Genomic DNA, 24,973 nt, shown 5'->3' with positions numbered 1-24,973 from the left:
CCACCCCTCAACTACGAGAAGCCTCTCCAGGAGTAGGCGATGGACAACAAGATTCAGCTGATCAGTGACGGTGAGGGACTGGCGGTCATCGGGAATCCGACGGATGTCGACCGCTTCCTCGTCTCGGAGGGACTGTCGTCGAAGGACCTCGGACTGCAACGGCTCAAGTCCGTCTTCGGTACCGGGGCTGTAGCCGCGCAGGCAGGTTCGGATATTGCCGCCAACTCCGGCCGCTGGGTGAAGCTGACCACGGAGTCTGCGCAGCGGGTCAAGAAGTTCGGGCTGATGGAGAGCAAGACGCCAGGCGTCAGCCATGCGATGGTGGGGAAGCCTGGCTCGATCAAGTCATGGCTCCAGATCGAGACGGGGGCCGGCTCGTTCCTGACCAACCCTGCACTTCTGGCTGGTGCTGCGGGGATCATGGCGCAGGTTGCAATGCAGCAGTCCATGGTCGAGATCACCGACTATCTCGCCACGATCGACGAGAAGGTCGACGACGTGCTGCGCGCGCAGAAGGACACTGCGTTGGCCCGCATGATCGGAGTGGGCCTCGTCATCGAGGAAACCATGACCATCCGGGAGAAGCGGGGCAGGGTCGACGAGATCATGTGGTCGAAGGTGCAGACCGCGCCGACGACGATCGCGGAAACCCAGGCGTACGCATTGCGTCAACTCGACGCACTCGCCGAGAAGATGGAGCGCAAGACCGACATCGGTGATCTCGCCACGACGGCCAAGGAAGCCGAGTCGATAGTTCGGGAATGGCTCGCTGTGCTGGCTCGCTGCTTCCAGCTGCAGGACGCGATCGCCGTCCTCGAACTCGACCGGGTGCTAGACGCGTCTCCGGAGGAACTGGACGGACATCGCCGCGGGCTGAAGGCTGCCCGGCAGGACCGGCTGGAACTCATCTCGCGGAGCACCGAGCGTCTGGTGGCCCGGATGGATGCGGCTGCCGGCACGGCCAACGCGAAGGTGCTGCTGAACCCGACCAAGTCCCCGGCTGTAGTGCAGTCGAGCAACCATGTCGCGACCAGTGTCCATGACTTCCACGGGCGGCTCGGGATCGAGTCCGGTCGCCGGTCACCGGAGGTTAGACGGTGGGTGGACGCGGTCGCGGAGGTTAGGGACAAGACGCTTGAGACGGGAGCCAAGGGCGTCGGTGCCGCCGTAAGCCTCGGCAACGAGACCCTCGACCGGGCCAGCTCGGTAACGGACAAGCTCTCCAGCAAGATCGCCGAGCGAGCGCGCCGTTGGTGGCAGGACGAGGAGAAACACAACGAGGAAGCCTGAGTGAGCGCCGACCGCCGGGACTGGCATCCGCGCCACGGCGGCCCCGGCAAAGCCGTCTGGGCGGAGTACGTCGCACCGCGACCGCTGGACGGCAGATCGACACAGCGGTCACACTTGACCGCTGACCGTGACTGTTCAACACGCACACCGGGGGCAAGGTGCCGCAGGAGGCGATCTCCGCCCGATACGAACTCCTAGAGGAGCTCAGCCACGGCGGCATGGGTGACGTGTGGCGCGGCTACGACGCCGTGCTCGACCGGCCCATCGCCGTGAAGCTCATCCGCCAAGCGGCGGTCACCTCCCCTCAGCTGGCCGAGGAGTTCGCCAAGCGGTTCCGCCGCGAGGCCCGCATCACCGCGCGCATCCAGCACCCCGGCGTGCCGCAGGTGTACGACGCCGTGCTCGACGCCTCGTACGAGCGGCTGTTCCTCGTAATGGAGCTCGTCGACGGCGTACCGCTGCCCGCCTACCTCGACCCCGGCCGGCCGCTGCCGGTCAGCTGGGCGGTCGCCGTCGCCGCGCAGGTCGCGACCGTGCTGTCGTACGCGCATGACGTGCCGGTCATCCACCGGGACCTCAAGCCGGGCAACATCCTCGTCGCACGCGACGGCACCGTGAAGGTCCTCGACTTCGGCATCGCGGCGATCCTTCACACCGACGTCACCAAACTGACCGCCACCGGCAGCCCCATCGGCACCCACCAGTACATGTCACCCGAGCAGATCCGCGGCGGACGCATCACCCCGCAGACCGACCTGTACGCGCTGGGCTGTGTGCTGCACGAACTCCTCAGCGGTCGCCTCGCCTTCCATGCGGAGAACGAGTACCTGCTGATGTACCAGCACGTCAACGCCGCCCCCACCCCGCTGAGACAGCTGCGGCCTGACGTCCCCGAGGCGCTGGAGGAGCTGGTCCTGCACCTGCTGCGCAAGGCACCCGAGGCACGGCCGGCCGACACGCAGGAGGTGTACGCGCGGCTGCTGCCGTTCCTTCCGCCGCCGGGCCAGGAGCCTGGCACGGCCGATGTCGGACCGACCGGCGCACCCGACCCGACGGGCGTGTTCCGCCACCCCTTCGCGCCCCGCGCCCGGGCCCAGGCCCCCGCACCCGACGGTTCGACGCCGACAGCCGTCCTCCCGGGGGCCCAGCCGCCCGTACCCGCCCAGTTGCGCGAGGACATCAAGGCGGCGTACGCCCACTCCGACGCCCTGCTGGAGGAAGAGCGGTTCGCACAGGCCGCCGAGGTACTCGGCGAGGTCATCGAACCCGCGGCCCTCGCCCTCGGCTCCGAGAGCAAGCAGGTCCTGGCGCTGCGCCGACAGCGAGCGGCGATCCGCCTCCTCGGCGGCGACTACCGGGCCGCCCTGCCCGAATTCGACGCCCTCGCCGACGCGTACACCCGCATCGCCGGACCCACCGGCGAGCAGGCCCGCGCCTGCCGCGCCCAGGCGGCCCGGTGCCGCGCCGAACTCGGCCAAGTCACCGACGCGCTCGCCGCTCTCCAAGGCGTGCTGAACGTCGTACGAGCCGTCGACAGCGACGTGAGCGAGGAAGCCGTCGAACTACGGCACAACATCGGGATGCTGCTGCTCGCCCAGGGCCGGGTCCTCGAGGCCCGGCAGGTCCTCGAACCGCTCCACCAGGACATGTGCATGGTGTTCGGCCCCGACGACGAGATGACCGCCGAGATCGCCGAGGCACTCGCCGTGATCCGCCTCGGCCTCGACGGTCCGCCTTCCTGACCCGCCTTCTCCAGAAGCAGCACCGGCCAGAACCATGCTGCTCGCGACGGGTTCGAAGCCGCACCGCACCGGTAACACAGCTCCTGGCGCGCCTCATCCGCCACGATGAGCGGTGCGCACCACTTCACCGAAAGGACCAGCCGTGTCGGATGTCGCACGAGACGACAACCAGGATGACGACCTCGCGGAGGACGAATGGGGCTGGGAGGAAGAAGACGAGGACGCGCGACGCGTCCGGGACGCGGCAAAACTGGCTGACACTGATCCTGACCGCGGAATCCCCGCGCTTCTGGCCTTGATCGCAGACACCGACCTCGGCACCGTGGACAACCTCGAATACCGCGCAGACGCACTCGACCACCTGCTGAGCAAAGGCGGAAGCGCAGCGACCGCAGCATGGTGGGTCATCAATACCTCGAACCCCTGGCGTGAGATGCAGCGGGTTTCCTGGGAGTCGAACCAGTACACAGCTCCCGCGAAGCGGAAGCTGACCGAGGACGAACGACGGCAGGAACACGTTGCCGCGCTCCGGCACCTGGTCGCGTCCTCAGATCTGCAGGACGACCTCCGCTGGCCAGCCATCGGTGAGCTGATCAACGAGGAGGGGCGAGAAGGATACGAGGTCGTCAAGATCCTCGCTCCTGACATCAACATCGCGAACCTCGCCACCGGAACTGACGACGCGGACGATGAGCACGCCTACAGCATCGCCCGCTGGGTCGCAGCCGACCAGGATCAGCCGGCCGAGGTGCGCGTGGAAGCGGCAGCGTGGCTACTCGATGAGGACGCATGGTCCGCTGACGACGCGGTGGCGGACGCGCTACGAGATGTGCCCGTCGGCGCTTACGGACGCAGGAAGCTGCTCGCCAGGCTGCTGGAGATGGAGAACGCACACCTGGAAGTGACCGACCCGTCCGCTTTCGAGTGGCAGCAGGAGAAGGACCGCACCGACCATGTTCCCGGTGTTGTCCGCCTTGCCGTGCAGGAAGCGGAACGCAACTACCCTGCCGGACCGCTGGACGGCCTGCTTCAGTCCTGGGTCGATGCCGCGCTTCGCGACCAGTGGGAAAGTGGGTGGCCGTACGCCCGCCGGGTAGCGGACGACGCTGTCGAACAACTGGTGGACATCGCGTTCCGCCACCAGGAGCTGCGCAAGCGACTGGCCGCAGACCTCTCCGCGGCAGGCCCCGACGCAGACTGGCATCCGCTACTGATACGCGGAGTTGATCCCCGGCCGAAGCAGGAGAGTCTCTTCCGCTCCACGGCAGAGGATGGATACTTTGCCTTCAAAACAACGCCTGAGAGCCAGTTTGCACTGTGCAGGTCCGCTGGAGACACTCCCGACCTCATTGACTGGGAGCTGACGGTCCTACAGAACAGTGTCGCGTCAGCGACGTGCTTCTCCGGGCGCCTGCTCGTCCAAGACAAGCAGACGTTCATACACTTCCCCGACGACCTGAACGCGCACCCCCACTGGTCCGCAGAGCTCATCGCCGGCTTGTCCGCCATCTCCCGAGCAGAGCTTCCCGAATAAGCGTGCAGCCCACACGGCACGTGAGCCCCGCAGGCTGCTGTCCCTGACTCCTTAAAGATCCCACTCGTCGGCCAGCAGCCCCAGGAGCCGCTGCTGCCGCTTCCGCAGCAGTTCCGGCTTCCACTCCTGATGATGCAGCACCTGGCTGGTCAGGGCGAACGTGGACACGCCGTGCCTGCCAGTGAAGTACTTGGCCTTCTTTTCGGAGAAGTCGTAGTTTTGGGCATAGGCATTCTTCGTCCGGTTGAGGAGCACGAGGTTGCCCAGCCGGTGCGTCCACTGACTGCGCTGCTCGTCGGTGAAGTTCCGCAGCCACTGCGATCCCTGTTTTGGGTTCTGCGGCAGCACGTGCTCGACGGTGATCAGCGTGTGGTCGTACGAGACTCCGGGCTTCCCGGCCAGCATCTCGTCCAGGCGCAGCAGGACGTACTTACGGGTCTTGGTGACAAGGTATATGTCGCCGTCCAGGCGCGCGAGCGTCTCGGTCTTCTCCGTGTCCGTCAGGGCGAAGGACGTCGCGCCCATGCCCTTGCCGGCGTTGAGTTCGCGCAGAAGGTCCGCGTAACGCGTGACGCGGGGAGTGGTGTAGACGCGGCGGATGAACATGCTGGCCGCCAGCCGCTCCAGTGCGCCGAAAAATCTGTCGAGCCAGGCTGGGTCGTCACCATGGTTACGCAGCGCCCACAGGGCCGCGGGTCGCCAGTCGTTGTTGTCGATCTGCTGGAGGCGTTTAAACCAGGCATTGACCTGCTCCGCTCCAGAGACCGCCGCGTAGCTGGCGTCACGGATCTGCACGTAGGCGTCCGCGTATGGCACGACGACATCGTTGACGAACGACTCGGCTTTGCCGGGCAGGTAGTGGCTGAGCACCTGCTCGGGAAACTCTTTGAGCAGTTCCCGCTCCGCCCGCTTCATGGCGAACACCATGCGCAGGTGAAGGAAGAGATCGGCGAAGTCATCTCGCCCCAGAGCCTCCTCGGCGTCTTCCCACTTGCGTGCGCACTCCTCCGAGGCCTTTTCGTCCAGAGCACCGATGATGTGCGACTTGAAAATGTCCGTAGGCGAGAGGTCCATGCCGCGGGAATTCATCACGCTGAAGATGCGGTGCGCGCTGTCCAGGTCAGGGGTGCTGACGACGACCAGGAAGGTGCGATCACCAAGCATCTGCACGAGATCCAGCCGTCGATCCTCCGACCAGTCGGTGAGAATCGCGTGCAGCGCCCTGGCGTTGCGTAGAACGGCCTTCTGTGCGTCCGTCGGCAGCGTCTCTTCCTTCAGGGTCCGCAGTGCCTCGGTGGCTCCCTTCGTCTGGACGTACTTCTGGAAGAAGCCGGCGTCGCGGAATCGCAGGGTGAGCCTGGGCTTGGGATCGAGCCGGCGGACCTTGTTGCCGGGCTCCGTGACCAGTCTGTCGAGATCGCTGCGGAGGTCGGGGTCCTCCGCCAGGTCGCGAAGGAGGGCGAGCAGGATGGTCAGGGTGGTGAGGCGCTGCTGGCCGTCGATGACCTCAGCGGGCGCGTTGCCCTTGGCCTTGACGAGGACGATGGAGCCGAGGAAGTACGGCTCGTCCGTCCCCCTGTCCAGCGACTCCTCCAAGTCAGTGAGCAGCTGGACGGCCTGCTCGACGTCCCAGGCATAGGGCCGCTGGTAGTCGGGAATCCGGAAGTCGTAGTCGCTGCTGAAGACCTTGTGCAGGGAGACTTCCTGCGCCTCTAGTTGCTGCATCCCCCAAGGATGTACGGGCCACTGACACCGTGTCCCAAGAATCCCGCAAGCCAAATGATGCTGGCGGGTCCTGTCCTGGGCACAGTGCCGTCACGGACACCGCAAGGGCTGAGGCTCGGCTGCCTCACCGTCACACGAGTGCGACTCGTCAGCCGGTCCGAGATTCGCCCAAGCCCCCCGGCCTGCAGATCAGCTCGAGCCGCTCAGCCTCAGGGCCCACAGGCGGCGTGACCGTGCAGACAGTCGGAGACCCCGGCACCCCGCTATGTGGAACCTCTGTCGCCCCAAGGCTTGTGCGGTACTCAGGGCTTCGACGGCCGCGGCTGAGCTCGGCTGTCTCCCCCTCCCGCTTCCCTTTCCACGGCCCCACAGGGCCCTCATGGGAACGTCATGGGAACGGAAGGCCGAGTAAAGGCAGGGAACGATCACGCAAGGACAGAAGGCCGCACCTCGCTGACCAGAAGGAACGGAGAACCCAGGGAAAGGTCGTCACAGACAGGGCACGCTATAGGATCTCTCCTAAAGCGGGTGTCGCAGGTTCGAATCCTGCCGGGGGCACAGAACAAGGGGCCAGCTCAGGAGGTTTTCCTCCCACCCTTCGGCGTTTCAGGGGTCGTGCCACACGCGTGCCACTACGGGCCTACGGGGTCCTTATCGGAAGAGCCAGAGGCCGCTCCCCCACCGCCCCGGATCATGGTGCCGAGCCGTCGGCGATGGCCCGGTCACGGTCGCTGGTCATGTGCTGGTAGATCAGCGCTGCCCGCGAGCTGCTGTGCCCCATGCGGGTCATCAGCTCCCGCGTGCTGGCCCCGGCCGTCGAGGCCAGCGTGTTACCCGTGTGCCGAAGATCGTGGAAGTGCAGCTCGGCCGTGACGCCCGCAGCCTTCCGCGCCTTCACCCACCAGCAGCTTGCCGCGCCCGCTCCCCAGGCGGGCAGTCATCACGTCGGCCACCGTTCCGGCGCCGAAGGTGGGCTGGATGTGCAGCCGCATCACCGACTCGTTCCGCTCACGGGTGCGGTCGGCGAGCTTGCGGTCCCGTAGCCATGCGATGGCGTACTCAGCGAAATTCACCGATCCGGCTTCGGAATCCGACCACTGCCCGCGCGTGATGTCCGACTCGATGTGCGTCAGGGCGACCTGAGCATCGGTCTTGGTCGCGTACGTCTTCTCAGCCGGACGCAGTTGCCCCGTCTCCGGGTCCCGGTAGCGGACCTGCCAACGGCCGGACGGAAGCTGCCTGACCGAACCGAACTCCCTACGTCCGCCCTTTTTGTTGGCCATCAGGCAGCCCTCCGCAGGGAGCTGCGCCGGTGGCCGATCGGCTGCACCGTGTTGGCGTCGATGAAGGCGTTCAACGTGTTTTGGGGGATGTGGACGTGTCGTCCGACTTTGACGAACACTATGCGCCGCTCGGCGATCAGGCGGCGCGGGAAGCGTTCCGTGGTTCCGAGGAGTTCGGCCACCTGCACCACGGTCAGGTAGCGGTCAGCCATGGGTGGGTTCTCCTTCCGTTCCGGGTGCGGGTTCGAGGGACGCGGCCAGCCAGGCTTCGGCGTCGGACAGGCCGGTGCCGGCGAAGACCCAGTGCGCGAGGACGTAAGTCGTCTCGGTCTCCGAGCCGTTGGCTGCTGCCGCTTGGACTCGGCACCATTCGGCGCGGGCATCGCGAAGGGCGCCCAGGGTGGTGGAGTAGCGGCGGGACTTGGTGGAGAAGTGGCCGCGGAAGCCAAGCATGTGGGCCCAGGCGCGCAGGCGGAGGTGTTCGAGGTCCTTGCGGGCGCCGAGAGTCCAGGCCGTTCGGATGAGGCGGCGGGCGTGCTCGCTGATGTCGAGCTGAGCGAGTTCGGCGGCGAACTTCAGCCGGCGGTCGAGAGCTCCCGTGGCGGTCTCGGCGCCCTTGGTGGCGTACTTGGCGATGTAGGCGGCGACGGCCCGCTCGGTCAGCTCCTGGCCGCCGTCGAAGTCGGCCGAGCGGATGGTGCGAACGTCGAGCTGTCGGCCGAAGGCGAAGGTGTGCGTACGGCCGTCGATGACGGGGCCGTCGACGCGGACCTTGGCAGCGGCGGCCTCGATGGCGTCCGTGAGCAGTTCGGCGGTCGCCCAGGCCGGGGGCGGAGTGTCGCCGCCGCCGGGGCCGTCGAGGCGGATCACGGCGTGGAAGTGGACGGCTCCGCGCTTCTGGTACTCGGCGACCTTGGCGAAGGACACGCGGGCGTGCTCGCGGAGGCGTCGCTGCGAGAGGCCCGCGCGCTTGGCGACCTCCCGGCGGAGGTAGGTCGAGAAGCGCCGCCAGAGCGCACCTGCGTGTGCGTTCCAGAGCACGGCTGCCTCGTAGTCGTAGGTGTCCGGGTCGAGTGGGGTGCCAAGGGCGTCGTCGTCTGGGTCGTGGTGGGTGCCGCAGCGGCAGGGGCGGCCATCGGTGCGGCGGTTGTGGACTAGGCCGAAGCCGGGAGCGGTGAAGGTGGCGAAGACGCGAGGGTGGGCGGCGACGCGTTCCGGGGCCCTTGCCGCCGCGCAGACCGGCGGTGATCAGATGGAAGGTGTCGCGGCGGTAGACCTCTGCGCAGGCTGGGCAGCGAGTGGTGCGGCGGTTGTTGCAGCGGACGAGGAGGGGCCGGCCGGGAGGGCGGTCGAGTCGAGGTGGTGGAGGACGCGGCCGATCTCGCCGGTCGTGGTGTCGATGTCGTACTCGGTGCGGTGGCCGTCGAGGCGGATCGGGTTGGTGCAGCCGCCGAGCCCGGAGAGCTGCCGGAGGATACCGGGCAAGGTGCCGTGTTCAGCTGGCCTTGCGAGTTCCGGGAGCGGGGGCGAGGTGGTGCGGGTGAAGATGGCGGTCTCCTTCTGACTGGGCTCGGTCAGGAATGATGGCCCGAAACCACACCCGAACCGCCTGCCCAACCCGCTATCGAGGCACCCGCCCCAACACCCAACCGTGCCTGTCCCGTCCGCCCTGGTCACCCATGCCCGCAAGATCGCCGCCGAACATCACGCCCGTACCGGCGCGCCGATCGACACCCCGACCCCCCGCGCCCGCCTCGGCGTCCCGGTCCCCATGGCCCAAGTCATCGCCGCCCAGCTCTGAAGGCGTGCCCTGTCCGAAGGCTTTACCGCTTCCGCAGCACTCGCCGCGTTCCGACAACGGCCGAAATGATCAGCACCTCAAGGCAGCACATGGTGATCACGGTGCCCCAGGACTCGCCCACCCACCACCTTCCCCCAACACACGCGAGCCCAAGTACCAACGCGGCCGAACCGAAGGCGGCCAGCCGCCGCGCCCCTTGTGTCATGCCACCTGTCTACACACCCACGCCCGCCTCGGACGAGCGATCAACGAAAAGGAGACCACCGTGACCGCCAACCGCCGCTTCCGCAACGTCACCCGCATCGGCCGCGTCCAGGTCCCCACCGCCTACGACGACCGGGGCCGCGAGAAGCACACCGCCGCCTGCACCGCCCCGCGCTGCGGCCTCTCCGCCGACTACGACAGCCGAGCCGCCGCCGAACTGTTCAACGCCGTTCCAGGCGTTGTCTGTGCTCTGTCACCGCAAGTGGACTGGACGGTCTGGTAACATACGGGCGTATGTCTCCCCGTAAACGCGACCCGGAAATCCGGGAACGGATCCTCGACGTGGTGTCCCGGCTGTTCGACGGGTATGGCGTGCACGCGGTGGGGATGCAGCAGATCATCGACGAGGTCGGTTGCGGCAAAGCCATGCTGTACCGCGAGTTCGCCACCAAGGACGACCTGGTCGTGGCCTATCTGGAGCGGTACACGCGCACCTTCGCCCGGGTCCGGGAGCTTGCCGCCGAGCAGCGGCCCGACGACCCCGCCGGTCAGTTGATCATGATTGTCAGCTGGACCGCCGAACAGGTCATGACCCCGGGGTACCGCGGCTGCCCGGTCCACAACACCCACGCCGAGTTCCCGGACGAGCACCACCCGGCGCACGCCCTGTCCGTCGCCTACTACGACCAGATCCACGGCGGCCTGATCGACCTGGCCAGACAAGCAGGCGCCGCCGACCCGCGCGGGCTGGCGGACCGGCTGATGCTGATCATCGACGGGCTGAGCGTCAGCGGCGCCGCCCGTGGCCGCGAGGGCGCGGCGCCCGCAGGCGTGGCGTTCGCCGAAGAAGTGATCCGACAGGCCCTGCCTGTCAAGGCAATGGTGCAACCTCAGGTGCTGGCGGCTCAGTAGCGCACCGCGCCGGAGCGTCCCTGAACGGCGACAGCAACGTGATCGCCCGGGTGCAAGTGACGCGGCGCATGCAAGCGTCGGCCTGCGAGCAGGAACCCGGGCGATGGCTACCGCAGTCGGCTTGCTTCGGCGAGCAGTTCGGCCTGGCGGAACCAGTCACCGGCGGTGAACATCACCACCACCCGCTGGGCACCTCGGGCAGCGATGTCGGACAGGTGCTCCGCGATCAGGGCGGGCTCGCCTGTGACCACGGTGGCGTCGGCCTCATCGGCCGGAATGCCGGGGAGCGAGAGGTCGCCCTGGATGGCCACTCTGGCCATCGTGGTGATGGCCGGCACCGGGCGCCCGTTCACCGCGGCCAGCTCTTCCAGCCGTGCCCTCGCACCGGGGAGCCGGTCGGGCGGGTCGAGCGTGTACCACCCGTCACCGACGGAGGCGGCCCGCCGCAGCGCGGCATCCGACATCCCGCCGACGATGACAGGCGGCACGGTGGCGGGCGGGCTGAGCTGGATCGGCGTCGCCTCCGCCCCCAGACGAACGGGGTTGCCGGCGATGAGGTCGGGCAACAGGCGCAGCGACTCGTCGGTCAGCCGGCCACGGTCTCGCTGGGACACGCCCGCGGCGGCCCACGACTGGTGGTGGTAGTCGTTTCCGGCCCCGACCCCCAGCAGCATCCGGTCACCGGAGATGTGCTGAATCGAAGCGACCTGCTTCGCCACCCAGACGGGTTGCCGCAGCGGAAGGATGAGTACGCCCACGCCGAGCCTCACCCGCTCGGTCACAGCGGCCGCGGCTGTCAGCGAGGTCAGACTGTCCAGCAACGGCAGGCCGCTCCCGACGATGAGCTGGTCGCCCGTCCACACGGACTCGAACCCGAGCTCCTCGGCGCACCGAGCCGCCGCGACCAGCTTCCCGGGCGCTTCCCCTGGGGCCGGTGAGGCCGGGAGCATCACCCCGATGTCGATATCAGTCATGGTCGTCCTCAATTCGTCTACGCCCCGCTGATCGCGGCGCGGCTCGTACGGGGAACTGCACACCCGAGGACCCCATGGCCGGACGTCGCCGCGTGCTGCGGCATGGCGTCCGCTGCGGCCCTCGTCCTCAGCCGGGACCTTCGGCTTCATGTCGCCTGAGCCACCGGTGCCGGCCGGGAGGAACGTTCAGGAGCGGGGAACCAGTGCGTGCCGGATCACTTCCTCGGCGAACGCCACGCCCGCGGGCGCCGCACCCTCACCGCCGCGCACGGCGCCGCTGACGTTCAGTCCGTCGAGGATCAGCATCAGCCGGTCGGCCAGCGAGTCCGGGTCCGGGGCGCCCGCCTGCCTGGCCAGGTCCAGCAGCCCGGCGCGTACCCGGTCGTAGTAGGCAACGGAGATCCTGTGTGCGGGATGGTCCTCGGCCGGGAACTCGGCGTGGGTGTTGCGGACCGGGCAGCCGCGGAAGCCCGGCACCCTACCCATGTCGACGGTCAGACCGATGATCGTGACCAGCTGGCCGACGGGATCGTCGGGCCGTTGCTCGGCCACCTGCTCCAGGGTGCGGTCCCACGCGCTGATGTACCGCTCCAGGTAGGCCGCGACCAGGTCGGCCTTCGTGGGGAACTCGCGGTACAGCATGGCTTTTCCGCAGCCCAGGCCGTCGGTGATCTGCTGCATCCCGACCGCGCGGATGCCGTGCGCGTCGAACAGGCGGGAGGCGGTGTCGAGGATCCGTTCCCGGACCTCCGGATCACGTTTGCGAGGCGACATGCCCACAGACCCTACCAGACCGAACGGTCCGAATCGTCGGTTGACAAGCCCGGATCTACGCGCCTACTTTTCAGACCGATCGGTCTGTGGACTGATCGGTCTGAAACTGATACCGCCAAGGAGATCCCATGGACATGCAGCTCGCCGGCAAGACCGCCGTCGTCACCGGGGGAAGCAAGGGCATAGGTCTGGAGGTGGTCCGCCTCTTGCTCGCCGAGGGTGTGCGCGTGGTCAGCGGCTCGCGCACCGTCACACCGGAGCTCAAGGAGACGGGCGCGGTGGCCGTCACGGCGGACCTGTCCACACCGGACGGTCCCGCGCACCTGATCAACGCGGCCGTCCAGGAACTGGGAGGCATCGACATCCTGGTCAACAACGTGGGCGTCGGTGACTCCCGGGACCTGGCCAACGACGCGATGCTGACTCTGGCCGAGCTCTCGGAGGCGCAGTGGGAGCACTCGTTCAACCTGCACTTTTACAGCGCGTTGCGGGCCATCAAGGCCGCGCTGCCCACGCTGAGCGACCGCCGTGGTGTGGTCGTCAACGTCTCTTCGATCGCCGCCCGGGATCTGTCCGCCGGCCCGGTCAACTACGCCGCGGCCAAGGGTGCCCTGAACGCCCTCACCAAGGCGGTCGCCGCCCAGTTCGGCGGTCAGGGCGTACGGGCCGTCACCGTCTCCCCCGGTCCGGTCAGCACGGGCGTGTGGACCGACCCGGACGGTTTCATGGGCACGCTCGCCAAAGCCCAGGGCACCACTGTGGAGGCGTTGCAGGCCGAGTCGCTGGCGTCCCTGGGAGCCTCCACCGGGCGCGTGTCGACCCCGGAGGAGGTCGCACGGCTGATCGTGTTCGCCGCGTCTCCCAACAACATCACGGGCCAGGACCTCGTGGTCGACGGCGGAGTCCTCAAGACGCTCTGACGGCTCCGACAGGCCCGGCGGGATTGGCATGGCCCTGTGATCAGTCGGGACAGCGACAGCGCGCGCCCTGCGTGTTACTCGGGTACGACCACGGTCTTGATCACCTTTTCCGAGAACTCCAGCATTTCCGGAGTGAAGCGGTCGGCGGTCCACAGCTCCGGGGCGTGGCCGGGCAGGGGCTCGTCGCCGTACCTGAGGAAGAACTCCTCCGGGCCACCGGGAGTGTTCAGGAAAGCCATCTTGACGTCCGTGGTGGTCAGGTTCCTGAAACGGTGCCGGACACCGCGCGGCACGAAGACGAAGTCACCGGTCGACGCCGTGAAGGTCTTTTCGCCGCTCAGAAACTCCAGTTCACCGTCGAGAAGGAAGAACGACTCGTCGTTCTCCAGGTGTATGTGGGCGACCGGCCCGTTTCCCGGAGGCACGGTCGCGACGACGAAGCCCAGCGACCCGTTCGACTGCTCGCCGGTGAGTTTGATGCTGTACTCGTCACCGGAGACCCACTTCACCACGCCGCCGGACGCGGGCACGTGGACCGCGCCGTTCCCGGGCTCGCTCGAGTTCGTCGTCGACAAGGGAGACACCTTTCCTCATAGCTATCCAACTGCCGGGCGGTCCAAGGGACTCACGTCAGACCGATCGGTCCATGGACTGAACGGTCCGGAAGGTAGTCGCGTGAGGCACGTCATGTCAATCACCCCCTCGGACCAATCGGTCTGATATGGTTCATGCGGGTATACGCCCGGCAAGCGTGCTCTGGACTTCCGGAGCCGGCCCTCGACCGGTCTGCTGATCGACGGCTTTGGGGTGGTGCGGGTGCCTGCCGCTCGTCGCTTGCGTGGATGACACGACGGGGTCGGGGCCATCAGTGGATTGCCGTGGTTGCTACGGAGCCACGCACGACGTGCGGGCTCTGTGCCGGCGCAGGAGGGACTTCGGAGGGTGATCAGTACCTCTGCCCGTCTGCTGCGGCTGGTCTCGCTGCTGTCCGCACGGCCGTCGTGGACCAGTCGCGAGCTGGCCGCACGGATGGAGGTCGCCGAGCGCACCGTCCGCCGGGACATCGCGAGGCTGCGGGAGCTGGGCTACGGCGTCGAGTCCGAGCCCGGACCGTGGGGCGGCTACCGGCTGGGCGGCGGCACCCGGGTGCCGCCGCTGATCCTCGACGACGAGGAGGCACTCGCCGTGGCCGTCGCCCTGCGCGAGGCCGCGCTCAGCGGCATCCTCGGCAGCGACGAGGCCTCGCTGTCCGCGCTGCTGAAACTGCGCCAGGGACTGCCCACGCGCGTCGCGAACCGGATCGGCGAACTGGACGCCGCGCTCGTGCACACCCCCAGGCACGACGAACGGCAGATCGAGCCGGGCGTACTGCTGGAACTGGCCACCTTGTGCCACCGGAGCGAGCGCACCCGCCTGTCGTACCGGGACCGGGAAGGAAACGCCACCGTCCGGGACGTCGACCCGTACCGGCTCGTGCGCGCCGGGCGCCGCTGGTACTTCGTCGCCCGGGACGTGGCGCGGGACGAGTGGCGGACCTTCCGGGCCGACCGGGTGGCGCAAGTACAGCCGACGGGGCAGGTGGTGGAACTCGTCGACCCGCCCGACCCGGCGCACCTCGTCTCGCGAGGCATCGCCGCCGGCACGTACCCGCTCTATACGACGGTCCGCCTCCCGCTGCCCCTGGACCAGGCGCTGCGGCTGATCCCGCCCACGGTCGGCACCCACCACCCGGACGGCCCCGAGGACACCATCGTCGAGATCGGCGGCCCCGACGCCGACAAGCTCGCCAAGTACCTGCTCAGCCTGGGCACCCCGCTGCGGGTACTGTCCCCGGACGGCGTACGGCAGGCCCTGCTGCACCGCACCCGAGAAGTGTTCGAGGGCAACGGAGGCCGTATGCCCTCGTAGGCCTTCCGGCAGCCTTCCAGCAGTCGGCAGGCGTCGTGGCCGCCGATGACCAGTCCGGACTCGGCCGCGTGAGGTTCTTCGTCCACCCGGCCGTTACCGCGGCCGTTCACCGAAGGGCTCCGCCCGGGTGAACGGCCGCGGTCGTCGCTGACACGGTCCGCAGTCGGTTCGGCCGTCAGCGCAGGACCAAGAACGTGTCACGCCGACGGGCGCTGCCCCGTCCAGACGGCAGTGAGGCGCTCGAGTTCCACTTCGGCCTGGCGCAGGCCGAGGTCGTAGGCCTCGGGCGCGGCTTGGGGGTCCATCGCGTTGACCATCCGGCCCTCCTCCTTGCGGCCCATCGGCTCGACCGTGGCGAGCCACCTGGTCTTGCCGACGGCGGCGAGTTCGCGGTCGGCGTTCTTGCCCATCGCCGGGGGCATGCCCGGCACTTCGACGCCCAGGGGGACGGAGGAGATGGCGATCATACGGTCGGTCTCCGGTGCCGCGGCCGGGTTGAGGTGGTTGGCGAGCCCGCCGTCGATGTAGCGGCGTCCCTTGAGGGTGACGGTCGGGTAGATCATCGGGACGGCGCAGCTGGAGGCGACCGCGTTCTGCAGCGGCACACCGGACTCCGGTCCCCACACCACCAGTTCCCCGGTCTCGGCGTCGACCGCGGTGCAGTGGTACGCCTTGGGCCAGGGCAGACCGGCGAACGCCTCGTACACGCCCAGGTAGGCCTGCTCGTCGATCGTGTCCGAGCCTTCGGCGGCCCTGGCGACCTCGCGCAGCCCCTTCTCGGGGTCGTTCAGCAGATCGACCTGCCACACCGCGGTCATGAAGTTCTTGAAGCCCGCGGCCAGCCGCTCAGGGCCCACGAGTTCGGCCACGGCGGCCATCCTGGCCTGGCCGGCCGCGAAGTCGGTGCGGGAGGCGGCCAGCGCCCCGACCATCGACCCCGCCGACGTACCGAGGATCACGTCGGCGTCGGCCAGGTCGAGTCCGGCCTCGCGCAGGCCCGTCAGGAGGCCGCTCTGCCAGGCGATGCCCACCAGGCCACCGCCTCCCAGGACCACCGCGCGCGTCGGTTCACCGTTGCGTGTACTCATGACGTTCTCCAGTTCCGCGATACAAGTGGCCCATGGGGCCGTGAGGGGGGTGAGGTCCTCCGGATTCGCCAGAGGCTCGGCGGCCTGCATCCGCGGCCAGGAGGATTCGCTCCGCATCGCCCTGGTCACCGGGCGACGGCGTTGCCGTCGGGAGCTCCTGCCTGTGCGGTTTCGGCAGGTCGCAAGGTCGGTCTGCTTGCAGCATCAACTCCAGACCGATCAGTCTGAAACGTAGCCCGCCTGCCCGGAGCTGTCAAACGACGGCCGGCAGGGCCCCTGAGCACGTCCCCGTGCACACGCATCGTGCGAAGGGAACCGAGACCGGCGGCGAGCGAGCCGCCCACCGTCCGCGATCGTCGGTACGACAGCCGAGACCCGGCGCTCCGTGTCCCCAGGCGGCTCCGTGTCCCGGGCGAGGGAAAGCCGCGCGCGACGAGCTCGGCCGCCGGCCGCGGGTGATCGTCAGGTGCAGCGGGCTGCACCTGACGATCTCGAAGACGGTCAGGGCCGGCTCCACCTGGGTGCAGCTCAGCCGACCGGCTCCCGGCGGAGGCTGCCCAGGAAACGCACGGTGCGCTCGCGGTCCGCCTCGCCCGCGAGGTCGGTCCGGGTGAACACCACGTCGGTGGCACCGGCGTCGAAGTAGCCGCGCACCGCCGCGGTCAGGGTGTTCTCGTCGCCGATGACCGCCAGATCGGCGGCCCGTTCCACGCCTTCCTGAGCGAGCACCCGCTGGTAGGACGGAACCTGGTCGTAGAAGGCCATCTGCCGGGCGGCGGCTGCCCGTGCCGACTCCGGGTCCGACGCCAGCGCGCCGGCCACGAAGGCCACGATGCGGGGCGCGGGACGGCCGGCCCCGGCCGCGGCCGAGGTCACGGCCGGGACGATGTGCTCGCCGAGGGTTCTGGGACCGGCGAGGTAGGGCAGGATGCCGTCGGCCAGTTCCCCGCTGACCCGCAGCGCCTGCGGCCCCATCGCGGCGACCAGGAGCGGCACCCGCGGATCGGATCCGGGCAGGCCGACGGGCAGCGTCGGCGCGGTGGTCAGCAGTTCGCCGTGGAAGTCGGCGCCGCCGGTCTCCAGCAGGGTCCGCAGTGCGGTCAGGAACTCGCGCAGCCGGGCGATCGGCCGCTCGTAGGGGAGACCGAAGGCCGTTTCGGTGAACACCTTGCTGCCCAGTGCCAGCCCGAGGTGGAAGCGGCCGTGGGTGGCGGCCTGGGCCGTCTGCGCCTGGCCCGCCAGCAGAAGCGGGTGGCGGCCGAAGACCGGGACAGCCGCGGTGCCCACCTCGACCCCCGGGACCTCACGACCCACGATCCCGGCGAGGGCGGCCGCGTCGTAGCCGTACGGCTGGCCGAACCACACCGAGCGCAGACCGGCCTCCGCCGCCTCGCGCGCCTGACGGGTGACTGCGTCGACATAGTTGCCGAAGCCCGGGGCTGCGGTTGTGCCGGTGTCGGTGTCGGTGTCGTTCTTGTTGGCGGCCAGGACCACGCCGATGCTCATGTTGCTGCCTCGTTCCCGGGAGCGGCCGTCTCCCGCTGGTGGGAGATGTGCCGCGAAGTCGGCTCGGGGGTTGTCGGCGCCCCGGTCGTCGCACCGCTGTGGGTAGCCACGCAGTCTCCAGTTCCGTGATCAAACGGCCAGGCCGGCCGAAGAGGGTGGCGGAGCCGTGTGGATCCGCCGCCGGTGGCCTGCGCCCGCGAACAAGCGGACTGCTCAGCCCAAGGTGGTGATGCAGAACGGGTGGCCGGCCGGGTCCAGCAGGACCCTCCACAGCTCGGGCTGAGGCTGGGCCGGGGCCTCGACAGCACCGAGGGCGAGCAGTCGGGCCTGGGCGGCGTCCAGGTCGTCGACGCCCAGTTCGAGGTGGGCCTGCTTCTCGCGGGCGGGGTTCGGCCAGGTGGGGCGCTGGTAGCCGGCCAACCGGTTGAAGCTCAGTGCGGTCGAACCCTCCTTGCCCAGCAGGATGAAGTCGTCACTGGAGAAGCGCACGGGGAGGCCGAGAGCCTCGCCGTAGAAACGTGCCAGCTCGGCGGGGTCCGGGCAGTCGAACGTGACGGACGTGTAGCGGATGGCGGGCGCGGATGTGGTTTCGGTGCTCATGGGAGAGACGCTAGGCCGGGTCCAGGACAGGTTCTGTCCTGGTCATGGGAGAGGTTTCGGGATGTGACCAGTGCCTCTGCCCGTCCGCTCTCAAGGGCCTCTGCCCCGCCCTTCCAGATCATGTCGCCGTACCGAAGCCGCCAGGACGCTTCAGGTCGCTCGGCAGTGATCGAAGACGACCAAGCCCCCTACCGGAGGGGGACCCACGGTAGGGGGCTTGGTTGCTGTGGCTGGTGATCAGCCGGCGCGGGAGTCTCGCGATCGGGCGATCAGAAGGAGACGGTCAGTCCCACCTGGTGGTACTGGCCGACGGTGTCCAGGACCTCGTCCTTGACCGCGCCGATCTGGGACACGAGGTTCGAGCTGCTGATCGCCGTGGGGCCGGCGGTGATGCCGGCCTGCGGGCTCAGGCCACCGGAGACGGTGTCGAGTTCGGCGTCGGAGATCTCGAGGGTCTGAACCTGGGGAGCGGAGTTCATGCTGAAACTGCCCTTCGTATGGATGTTCCACAAGGGGGGAGCGGCCGGACTGGGGACAGATGGTCGGCCGCGACCGCAGTCCGCGCCGTCCCTTTCCGGACACCTTGGCGCGATCCCTGCGGCGCGAAGGATCAAATCATGGAGCATGCCCGGCATCCAGCGGGTCGTTGCTCCCAGAAGGGCAGTTGAAAAGATCGGCCACTCATCCGTCCACGCGTGCACACGGATTGGGGGCAGTCTCTCTACATACAGGGCTGCCCATTGAAACCGGCAGCTGCTGTCACGTCTGCTTCGACCCGGACAACTCCGCACCAACCAAACTCACCTGTGCCGCAGTTGCGCCTTCGCTGTGGAGATCCAGTCGGGGATTCATCGGGATGGTTCGGGTTGCATCGCCTGTGTTCCCACGACGGTCAGCAGCGCCAGTTTCTCCGCGGTGTCGGTGCCGGCGCGTGGGGTGAACCAGAGCAGCCGCTGGCGGCCGTCCTCGCTGAAGAGGCTGAGGCAGTTGAGGTCGAGCATGCCGACGGTGGGGTGGACGATCCGCTTGCGTTCGTCTCTGCGCACCTCCACGTCCTGGTCGGCCCAGAGCGCCTGGAACTCCGGCGACCGCTGTAGCAGCTCGTCCACCAGCCGGGTCGCCTCCGCGTCGCCCGGGCCGCGTCGCCCGACTGCCGCGCGCAGGTCGGCGACGAACGAGCGTGACTGCGGGGCGAGGTCCTCCCGCGGGTAGATCCCCCGCGAGGCCGGATCGGTGAACCATCGGTAGATGAAGCTCGCCGCGCGGCCGTGGTGCGTGGCCAGGTCACCGAGCATCGCGACGGCGAGCGGGTTCTGGACCAGAACGGTGTGCAGGTCCGTGCTCACCATCGCCGGGCTCCCGTCGATGCGGGTCAGCAGGTCGAGCATCGCGGGGTGGACGTGTGACGCCGTCCCGCCCTGGAGCGGGATCGGGCGGTTCGCCAACCGGTACAGATGGTCGCGTTCGTCGCGGCTGAGGCGCAGGGCGCGGGCCAGCGCGGCGAGCATCTGGTCGGAGGGCTGCGAGCCGGCACCGCGCTCGAGCTCGGTGTAGTACTCCACCGAGGCACCGGCCAGGACGGCGACCTCGTCGCGGCGCAGACCGGGGACGCGGCGCCGCGGGCCGGGCGCGAGCCCGACCTGCTCGGGGCGGATCCGTTCGCGTCGCGAACGCAGGAAGCCACCGAGTTCGGAGTACCTCGTGTTCGACATGGGCACAGCCTCCCTGGGCTGCGCCGTCGGCGCCAGGGGACGGCGTCCCCACCTTCGGGAGCAACTGTCGAGGGCCCGCGCCGCGCCACAGAGTGGCCTCCATGAACACTTCACTCACAGGCACACTCGCCGGCTCCGGCGCGTCGCCGGTCGTCGGCAGGACCGTCCTGATCACCGGTGGCACGAGCGGAATCGGGGCCGCGACCGCTCGGCTCCTGCTCGTACGTGGCCACCGGGTCGCCGTCACCGGGCGCGACCCCGGCCGGCTCAGGGCCTTCCTCGACGAGGTCGGCCACGCGCACCGCGTCCTGGGCCTGGTGGCAGACGCCTCCGACTGGGACGCCACGAACACGGCGGTCACCAGTACGGTGGAGCGCTTCGGGTCGCTGGACGCGGCGATCGCGAACGCGGGCGGCGCGTCCGAGGATCACTTCCGGACGGGCGGTGCCGGCGTCATCGACGGCGGCGATCCGGAACTGTGGGCCCCGATGGTGCTCGCCAACGTGCTCGGTCCGGCTCTGCTGGCCAAGGCGGCCCTGCCCCACCTCGAGCGGTCCCGTGGCCGGCTGGTGCTCCTCGGCAGCGTGGCCGGAACCAAGAACAGCCCGGGCAACCTCTACTCCGCCACGAAGTGGGCAGTGGTCGGCCTCGCCGAGAACCTCCGCCTGCACGCCACGACCCGCGGGGTCGGAGTCACGGTCGTGAACCCGGGCATGATCGACACCGCCTTCTGGCACGGCCAGGCTCCCCCCATCGCGATGAGCCCGGATGCGGTGGCCGAGGCGATCGGCTTCGCGCTCGACCAGCCGGCAGGGGTCGACCTCAACACGGTGACGATCCGTCCGATCGGCCAGCCCGTCTGACTCCAGGCACGTCCGACGGCCCAGCTGGGCGTCCTGGACGGCGGTCGCGTGGCGGGCGTCTGGCTGTCGGCGTCGTACTGCCGGCGAGGGGTTCGTCCTCGGGCGGGCGGAAGAATCTTGGCCGGCGATATGGACGGCGCGTTCATTAAGTGTTTATATGGACGCGTCGTTCATTTGTAGTTCCTTGGAAGGAGCACACCATGAGTGCACCCACCAACCGTGTCGCGCTGGTCACCGGCGGCTCCGGCGGCATCGGCCGGGCCGTGGCCGAGCGGCTCGCCCAGGACGGTCTCGCGGTCGCCGTGCAGTACGCCGGCAACAAGGCCAGGGCCGAGGAGACCGTGTCCGCGATCACCGCGGCCGGCGGCAGGGCCGTCGCGGTGGGGGGCGATGTCGCCGACGAGAGTGCGATGAGCGCGGCGTTCGACGCCGTCGAGGCGGCCTTCGGCGGGGTCGACGTGGTCGTGAACACCGCCGGCATCATGGTCCTGGGCCCGATCGCGACGTTCGACCTCGACGACCTGGACCGGATGCACCGCACGAACATCCGCGGCACTTTCGTCGTCTCCCAGCAGGCGGCGCGGAGGCTCCGCCCGGGCGGTGCGATCGTCAACTTCTCGACCTCGGTGGTCCGTACGCAGCTGCCGTCCTACGGCGCCTACGTCGCCAGCAAGGCCGCAGTCGAGGGCCTGACCCTCATCCTGGCCCGGGAGCTGCGCGGCCGGGACATCACCGTCAACGCCGTCGCCCCCGGCCCCACCGCCACACCGCTGTTCCTGGACGGCAAGGACGAGGCCACCGTCGCGAACTTCGCCAAGGCGACCCCGCTGGAGCGGCTGGGCAGGCCCGAGGACATCGCCGAGGCCGTCTCGTTCCTCGCCGGTCCCGCGCGCTGGGTCAACGGACAGATCCTCTACGCCAACGGCGGCCTCGCCTGAGCTCGTGGCACCCGCCGCCCCACACTCCCCCGCCCCACCCTCGCCCGTCTCCCCCTGCCGAGAGGAACCACGTCCATGTCCACCACCGGCACCATCGTCGTCATCACCGGCGCCTCCAGCGGTTTCGGGGCGCTGACCGCCCGCGCGCTGGCCGACGCCGGTCACACCGTCTACGCCGGCATGCGCCAGACCACCGGCCGCAACGCGCCCCAGGTCCGGGCCGCCGCCGACTACGCCCACGAGCACGGCGTCGACCTGCGCTCCATCGAGCTCGACGTGAACTCCCAGGGCTCGGTCGACACCGCCGTCGCGCGGATCGAGGCGGAGCACGGCCACATCGACGTGCTGATCCACAACGCCGGGCACATGGTGACCGGGCCGGCCGAGGCGTTCACCCCCGACCAGCTCGCCGAGCTCTACAACGTGAACGTGCTGTCCACCCAGCGCGTCAACCGCGCCGCGCTGCCGGGCATGCGCAGGCGGGGGCAGGGACTGGTGCTCTGGGTGTCCAGCACCAGTGTCAAAGGCGGCACCCCGCCGTACCTCGCCCCCTACTTCGCCGCCAAGGCCGGCATGGACTCCCTCGCGGTGTCCTACGCCGCCGAGCTCGCGCGCTGGGGCGTGGAGACCTCGATCGTCGTGCCCGGCTCGTTCACCAGCGGCACCAACCACTTCGCCCACTCCGGGCGCCCCGACGACACCACCGTCGAGGCCGAGTACGAGACCAGGTACGCCGGCCTGATGGACCAGGTGGCGGCCAAGCTCGCCGCTCTCGCCCCCGAGGACGCGTCCGCGTCGCTGGTCTCCGACGAGATCGCCCGCATCGTCGCCCTGCCCGCCGGAGAGCGCCCCTACCGCGTCCACGTCGACCCCGCCGACGACGGATCCGAGGAGGTCTCCGAGGTCGCCGACCGCGTCCGCCGTGAGTTCCTCACCCGCGTCGACCTGGCCGACCTGCTCACCGTCCAGCTCTGAGACCCCGGGGCCGGGACGGGCGAGGAAGGCCGCGGCCCACGCCCGTACCGGCTCCCCGTACCACCGAGGCGATCACCATGACCACCATCGAGACCCCGGCCGCCATCCAGATGTTCATCGAGGCGACCAACCGTGGCGACGCCGAGGCGTTCGCCGCCGCGTTCACCCATGACGCCGTTCTCGACGACTGGGGCCGCGTCCACCACGGCCGCGACGGCGTCCGAGCCTGGGACCGGACCGACAACATCGGCGTCCAGGCACACTTCGAGCTGGACGCGATCGCACCCGGCCCGGCCCCCGACACCTACGTGGCGACCCTGACGGTGACCGGCAACGGCCACAACGGCACCGGCCCCATGGTCTTCCGCCTGCGCGACGGGCTGATCGCGAGCCTGCGGATCACCCCGTGAGGCCGGCCGCGGCACCGGCCGCCGGCTCGACCCCGGGCGGCGCTCCGCTGGAAACTGACATGACCCCCGGCGACCGAACAGGAGCACACGTGGTGAACAAGGCGAACGGCCCCGCCGCCAAGGAAGGCAACGGCCGCGGACGCGGTCGCAGGCCGGCGGACGAGGTCCGGGCGGACGTCCTGCGCACCGCCGGCGACCTGCTGCTCACCGAGGGCATAGCCGACCTCACCTTCGAACGCGTCGCCAGGGCGTCGGGCGTCAGCAAGACCACCCTCTACAAATGGTGGCCCTCCAAAGGGGCGCTCGCCCTGGACGGCTACTTCCACGCCGTCGAGGAAACGCTCGCCTTCCCCGACACCGGAGACATCCAGGCCGACCTGCTCACCCAGCTTCGCGCCTTCGCCCACGTGATGACCCACACCCCCGGCGGGCGCGTACTGACCGAGCTGATCGGCGAGTCACAGACCGACGAGGACCTGGCGGTCGCCTACCGGAAGCTGTACTCCTCGCACCGGCGCCGGCTGGCGGCGGAGCGCCTCCACGGGGCTCAGGAACTCGGCCAGATCCGCACCGGCATCGACGTGCAGGTCCTCGTCGATCAGCTCTGGGGCGCCGTCTACCACCGGCTGCTCATCCCCGACGAACCAGTGACGGACGACTTCGTCGTCGCCCTCGTGAACAACCTCCTGGACGGAGTCCGCCCGAAGTAGACCGGTCGTGACCACGGTGAACGCGATGGCGGCGGCAGCGCGTCCCCGTGGGGATCCCGGCGTCGGTGCGGGCGCGGGGTCAGCCCACGCCCGCCGATCTCAGCGGGGTCCGGCTATGCGGCCTGGGTGAGTTCGGCGCGGCCGAAGAGCAGCGCGTAGCCGGACGGGAGCCGGTTCAGGATGCGGGTGACCAGGTCGGGACCCGCGTGGGCGGCGACGGCGGAGAAGACGGATCCGGTGTCCCAGCGGGTGGTGGCCAGGGAGGCGCCGGTGCGGGCGGCGAGGTCCTTGACGAAGGACCAGCCGGTCAGCGGCTCGAGGTCGGGGACCTGGGCGGTGAGGATGCGGGCGGCTTCGAAGGGGAGGCGGGCGGCCAGTTCGACTCGTTCGTCGCCGGTCAACTGGCGTCCCAGTCCGGCGAGGACGAGGCGGACGGCTTCCTCGGCCTTCTCACGGGTGGGGTATGCGCCGTCGTAACGGACCTTTTCCAGCATCTGCTCGTACGCCCGTCCATGGGGCCGCTGGAGTGGTGCGCTGCGGTCGGACTTCACTGCGGTGGTTGCCTTTCTGTCACCGGGGTCGTGGCGGCCGGGGTGCGGTCACCGGTGGGTGGGGGGTCGGGCGCGCTCGGCAGGCGCCCGTGGGGCGGCGCGCCGGGCTGGGCGCGCACCGTTGCGGTCCGGTGGGCGCCCAGCAGGGCGAGCGGCACGCGGAGGTCGGCGGTCCGTCCTCCGCCGTCGTCAGCCCGCGGCTGTCCGGCTCAGCCGGAGATCTCCTTGCGGTCGGACCCGACGCCGATGGCGATCTTGCGGGGCTTGGCGCGTTCGGCGATCGGGATGCGCAGGGTGAGCACGCCCGCGTCGTAGTCGGCCTCGATGTGCTCGGTGTCCAGCGTGTCGGCCAGCACGATCTGGCGGGAGAAGACGCCCAGCGGCCGTTCCGACAGGTCCATCTGCACGTCGTCGGCCTTCGCCACGGGCCTGCGCTCGGCCTTGACGGTCAGCATGTTCCGTTCGACGTCGATGTCGATCGCGTCCGCGGTGACGCCGGGGATGTCGAAGGCCACCACGTACTGGTCACCCTCGCGGTAGGCGTCCATCGGCC

General features: G+C 69.3%; 26 protein-coding genes and 2 pseudogenes. 13 read left to right on the top strand and 15 right to left on the bottom strand.

The genetic code is table 11. The features are described from left to right. The first annotated feature begins 39 nt into the window (after positions 1–39). From MB828_RS39425 to MB828_RS39415, 3 genes are all read left to right on the top strand, one after another. Positions 40–1,290, top strand: coding sequence for a hypothetical protein (locus tag MB828_RS39425; RefSeq protein ID WP_301652366.1), 1,251 nt, complete (start codon positions 40–42; stop codon positions 1,288–1,290). Positions 1,291–1,448: 158 nt separating this feature from the next. Further along, positions 1,449–3,032, top strand: coding sequence for a serine/threonine-protein kinase (locus tag MB828_RS39420; protein WP_301652365.1), 1,584 nt, complete (start codon positions 1,449–1,451; stop codon positions 3,030–3,032). Positions 3,033–3,174: 142 nt separating this feature from the next. Then, on the top strand, positions 3,175–4,566 hold the full coding sequence (locus tag MB828_RS39415) for a hypothetical protein (RefSeq protein WP_301652364.1): 1,392 nt from the start codon (positions 3,175–3,177) through the stop codon (positions 4,564–4,566). A 51-nt stretch (positions 4,567–4,617) separates the two neighbouring features. Here MB828_RS39415 and MB828_RS39410 read toward each other — a convergent pair whose 3' ends face one another. The 5 genes and pseudogenes from MB828_RS39410 to MB828_RS39390 all read right to left on the bottom strand — a co-directional run bounded on the left by MB828_RS39410 (position 4,618) and on the right by MB828_RS39390 (position 9,059). Continuing rightward, on the bottom strand, positions 4,618–6,291 hold the full coding sequence (locus tag MB828_RS39410) for a DUF262 domain-containing protein (protein WP_301652363.1): 1,674 nt from the start codon (positions 6,289–6,291) through the stop codon (positions 4,618–4,620). A gap of 793 nt (positions 6,292–7,084) precedes the next feature. Continuing rightward, positions 7,085–7,153 (bottom strand): annotated as a pseudogene (locus MB828_RS39405) (tyrosine-type recombinase/integrase); the annotation flags it as partial. After that, entirely contained in the window at positions 7,122–7,574 is a 453-nt protein-coding gene (locus tag MB828_RS39400; RefSeq protein ID WP_301652362.1) for a hypothetical protein, read from the bottom strand. The gene MB828_RS39400 and the pseudogene MB828_RS39405, both read right to left, overlap by 32 nt. Then, positions 7,574–7,786: an excisionase family DNA-binding protein gene (locus MB828_RS39395; RefSeq protein ID WP_301652361.1), complete on the bottom strand. Its 213-nt coding sequence runs from the start codon at positions 7,784–7,786 to the stop codon at positions 7,574–7,576. Before MB828_RS39395 ends, MB828_RS39400 begins: the two co-directional genes overlap by 1 nt. Further along, a pseudogene (locus MB828_RS39390) lies at positions 7,779–9,059 on the bottom strand (replication initiator). The gene MB828_RS39395 and the pseudogene MB828_RS39390 overlap by 8 nt, the downstream one beginning before the upstream one ends. A 166-nt stretch (positions 9,060–9,225) precedes the next feature. Between MB828_RS39390 and MB828_RS39385 the strand changes: the two are divergent. The 3 genes from MB828_RS39385 to MB828_RS39375 all read left to right on the top strand — a co-directional run bounded on the left by MB828_RS39385 (position 9,226) and on the right by MB828_RS39375 (position 10,491). Further along, the gene (locus MB828_RS39385; protein WP_430381496.1) at positions 9,226–9,375 is read left to right on the top strand and encodes a hypothetical protein; all 150 of its coding nucleotides are present in this window, start codon (positions 9,226–9,228) and stop codon (positions 9,373–9,375) included. 265 nt (positions 9,376–9,640) lie between these two features. After that, complete coding sequence (locus MB828_RS39380) at positions 9,641–9,862, top strand: mobile element transfer protein (protein WP_301652360.1); 222 nt, start codon at positions 9,641–9,643, stop codon at positions 9,860–9,862. Positions 9,863–9,873: 11 nt separating this feature from the next. After that, the gene (locus MB828_RS39375; protein WP_301652359.1) at positions 9,874–10,491 is read left to right on the top strand and encodes a TetR/AcrR family transcriptional regulator; all 618 of its coding nucleotides are present in this window, start codon (positions 9,874–9,876) and stop codon (positions 10,489–10,491) included. Positions 10,492–10,598: 107 nt separating this feature from the next. Here the strand turns inward: MB828_RS39375 and MB828_RS39370 are convergent, their stop codons facing one another. Both MB828_RS39370 and MB828_RS39365 read right to left on the bottom strand, forming a co-directional pair. Beyond that, complete coding sequence (locus MB828_RS39370; RefSeq protein WP_301652358.1) at positions 10,599–11,465, bottom strand: LLM class flavin-dependent oxidoreductase; 867 nt, start codon at positions 11,463–11,465, stop codon at positions 10,599–10,601. A 186-nt stretch (positions 11,466–11,651) separates the two neighbouring features. After that, entirely contained in the window at positions 11,652–12,239 is a 588-nt protein-coding gene (locus MB828_RS39365) for a TetR/AcrR family transcriptional regulator (protein ID WP_301652357.1), read from the bottom strand. A 128-nt stretch (positions 12,240–12,367) separates the two neighbouring features. Between MB828_RS39365 and MB828_RS39360 the strand changes: the two genes are divergently transcribed. After that, positions 12,368–13,159: an SDR family NAD(P)-dependent oxidoreductase gene (locus MB828_RS39360; RefSeq protein WP_301652356.1), complete on the top strand. Its 792-nt coding sequence runs from the start codon at positions 12,368–12,370 to the stop codon at positions 13,157–13,159. A 74-nt stretch (positions 13,160–13,233) separates the two neighbouring features. Here MB828_RS39360 and MB828_RS39355 read toward each other — a convergent pair whose 3' ends face one another. Then, positions 13,234–13,734, bottom strand: coding sequence for a cupin domain-containing protein (locus tag MB828_RS39355; protein WP_301652355.1), 501 nt, complete (start codon positions 13,732–13,734; stop codon positions 13,234–13,236). Between the two features lie 367 nt (positions 13,735–14,101). Between MB828_RS39355 and MB828_RS39350 the strand changes: the two genes are divergently transcribed. Further along, positions 14,102–15,067, top strand: a complete 966-nt coding sequence (locus MB828_RS39350) for a helix-turn-helix transcriptional regulator (RefSeq protein WP_301652354.1) — start codon at positions 14,102–14,104, stop codon at positions 15,065–15,067. A gap of 197 nt (positions 15,068–15,264) precedes the next feature. On the opposite strand, the gene MB828_RS39345 is transcribed toward MB828_RS39350, so the two are convergent. The 5 genes from MB828_RS39345 to MB828_RS39325 form a co-directional block, all read right to left on the bottom strand. Then, the gene (locus tag MB828_RS39345) at positions 15,265–16,155 is read right to left on the bottom strand and encodes a patatin-like phospholipase family protein (protein ID WP_301652353.1); all 891 of its coding nucleotides are present in this window, start codon (positions 16,153–16,155) and stop codon (positions 15,265–15,267) included. Between the two features lie 528 nt (positions 16,156–16,683). Continuing rightward, positions 16,684–17,661 carry a TIGR03564 family F420-dependent LLM class oxidoreductase gene (locus MB828_RS39340; RefSeq protein WP_301652352.1) on the bottom strand — a complete coding sequence of 326 codons (978 nt, stop codon included), beginning with the start codon at positions 17,659–17,661 and terminating at the stop codon, positions 16,684–16,686. Positions 17,662–17,874: 213 nt separating this feature from the next. Beyond that, entirely contained in the window at positions 17,875–18,261 is a 387-nt protein-coding gene (locus MB828_RS39335) for a VOC family protein (RefSeq protein WP_301652351.1), read from the bottom strand. Between the two features lie 269 nt (positions 18,262–18,530). Next, positions 18,531–18,740: a hypothetical protein gene (locus MB828_RS39330; RefSeq protein ID WP_133028007.1), complete on the bottom strand. Its 210-nt coding sequence runs from the start codon at positions 18,738–18,740 to the stop codon at positions 18,531–18,533. A gap of 369 nt (positions 18,741–19,109) precedes the next feature. Further along, a complete protein-coding gene (locus MB828_RS39325) occupies positions 19,110–19,973 on the bottom strand; it encodes a helix-turn-helix transcriptional regulator (protein WP_301652350.1) in 864 nt (287 codons plus the stop codon). A 101-nt stretch (positions 19,974–20,074) separates the two neighbouring features. Here MB828_RS39325 and MB828_RS39320 point away from each other — a divergent pair, with 101 nt between their 5' ends. The 5 genes from MB828_RS39320 (at position 20,075) to MB828_RS39300 (ending at position 23,869) form a co-directional block, all read left to right on the top strand. After that, positions 20,075–20,836, top strand: coding sequence for an SDR family oxidoreductase (locus MB828_RS39320; RefSeq protein WP_301652349.1), 762 nt, complete (start codon positions 20,075–20,077; stop codon positions 20,834–20,836). Between the two features lie 200 nt (positions 20,837–21,036). Next, entirely contained in the window at positions 21,037–21,774 is a 738-nt protein-coding gene (locus MB828_RS39315) for an SDR family oxidoreductase (RefSeq protein WP_301652348.1), read from the top strand. Positions 21,775–21,849: 75 nt separating this feature from the next. Further along, a complete protein-coding gene (locus MB828_RS39310) occupies positions 21,850–22,749 on the top strand; it encodes an SDR family oxidoreductase (protein WP_301652347.1) in 900 nt (299 codons plus the stop codon). A 77-nt stretch (positions 22,750–22,826) separates the two neighbouring features. Further along, positions 22,827–23,159 (top strand): nuclear transport factor 2 family protein, encoded by a 333-nt coding sequence (locus MB828_RS39305; RefSeq protein ID WP_301652346.1) that lies wholly within the window; start codon positions 22,827–22,829, stop codon positions 23,157–23,159. Positions 23,160–23,248: 89 nt separating this feature from the next. Next, positions 23,249–23,869, top strand: coding sequence for a TetR/AcrR family transcriptional regulator (locus MB828_RS39300; protein WP_301652345.1), 621 nt, complete (start codon positions 23,249–23,251; stop codon positions 23,867–23,869). 113 nt (positions 23,870–23,982) lie between these two features. Here the strand turns inward: MB828_RS39300 and MB828_RS39295 are convergent, their stop codons facing one another. Both MB828_RS39295 and MB828_RS39290 read right to left on the bottom strand, forming a co-directional pair. Beyond that, a complete protein-coding gene (locus MB828_RS39295; RefSeq protein WP_301652344.1) occupies positions 23,983–24,420 on the bottom strand; it encodes a DUF2267 domain-containing protein in 438 nt (145 codons plus the stop codon). Positions 24,421–24,629: 209 nt separating this feature from the next. Beyond that, the coding region (locus MB828_RS39290) for an Hsp20/alpha crystallin family protein (protein WP_301652343.1) at positions 24,630–24,973 on the bottom strand (344 nt) is incomplete at its 5' end.

The sequence above is a fragment of the Streptomyces arenae genome, from assembly GCF_022343545.1.
In the GTDB taxonomy this organism is placed as follows: domain Bacteria; phylum Actinomycetota; class Actinomycetes; order Streptomycetales; family Streptomycetaceae; genus Streptomyces; species Streptomyces humi.
The sequence above is the reverse complement of the archived record's forward strand: the minus strand, read 5'-3'. Positions and strand labels throughout refer to the sequence as shown.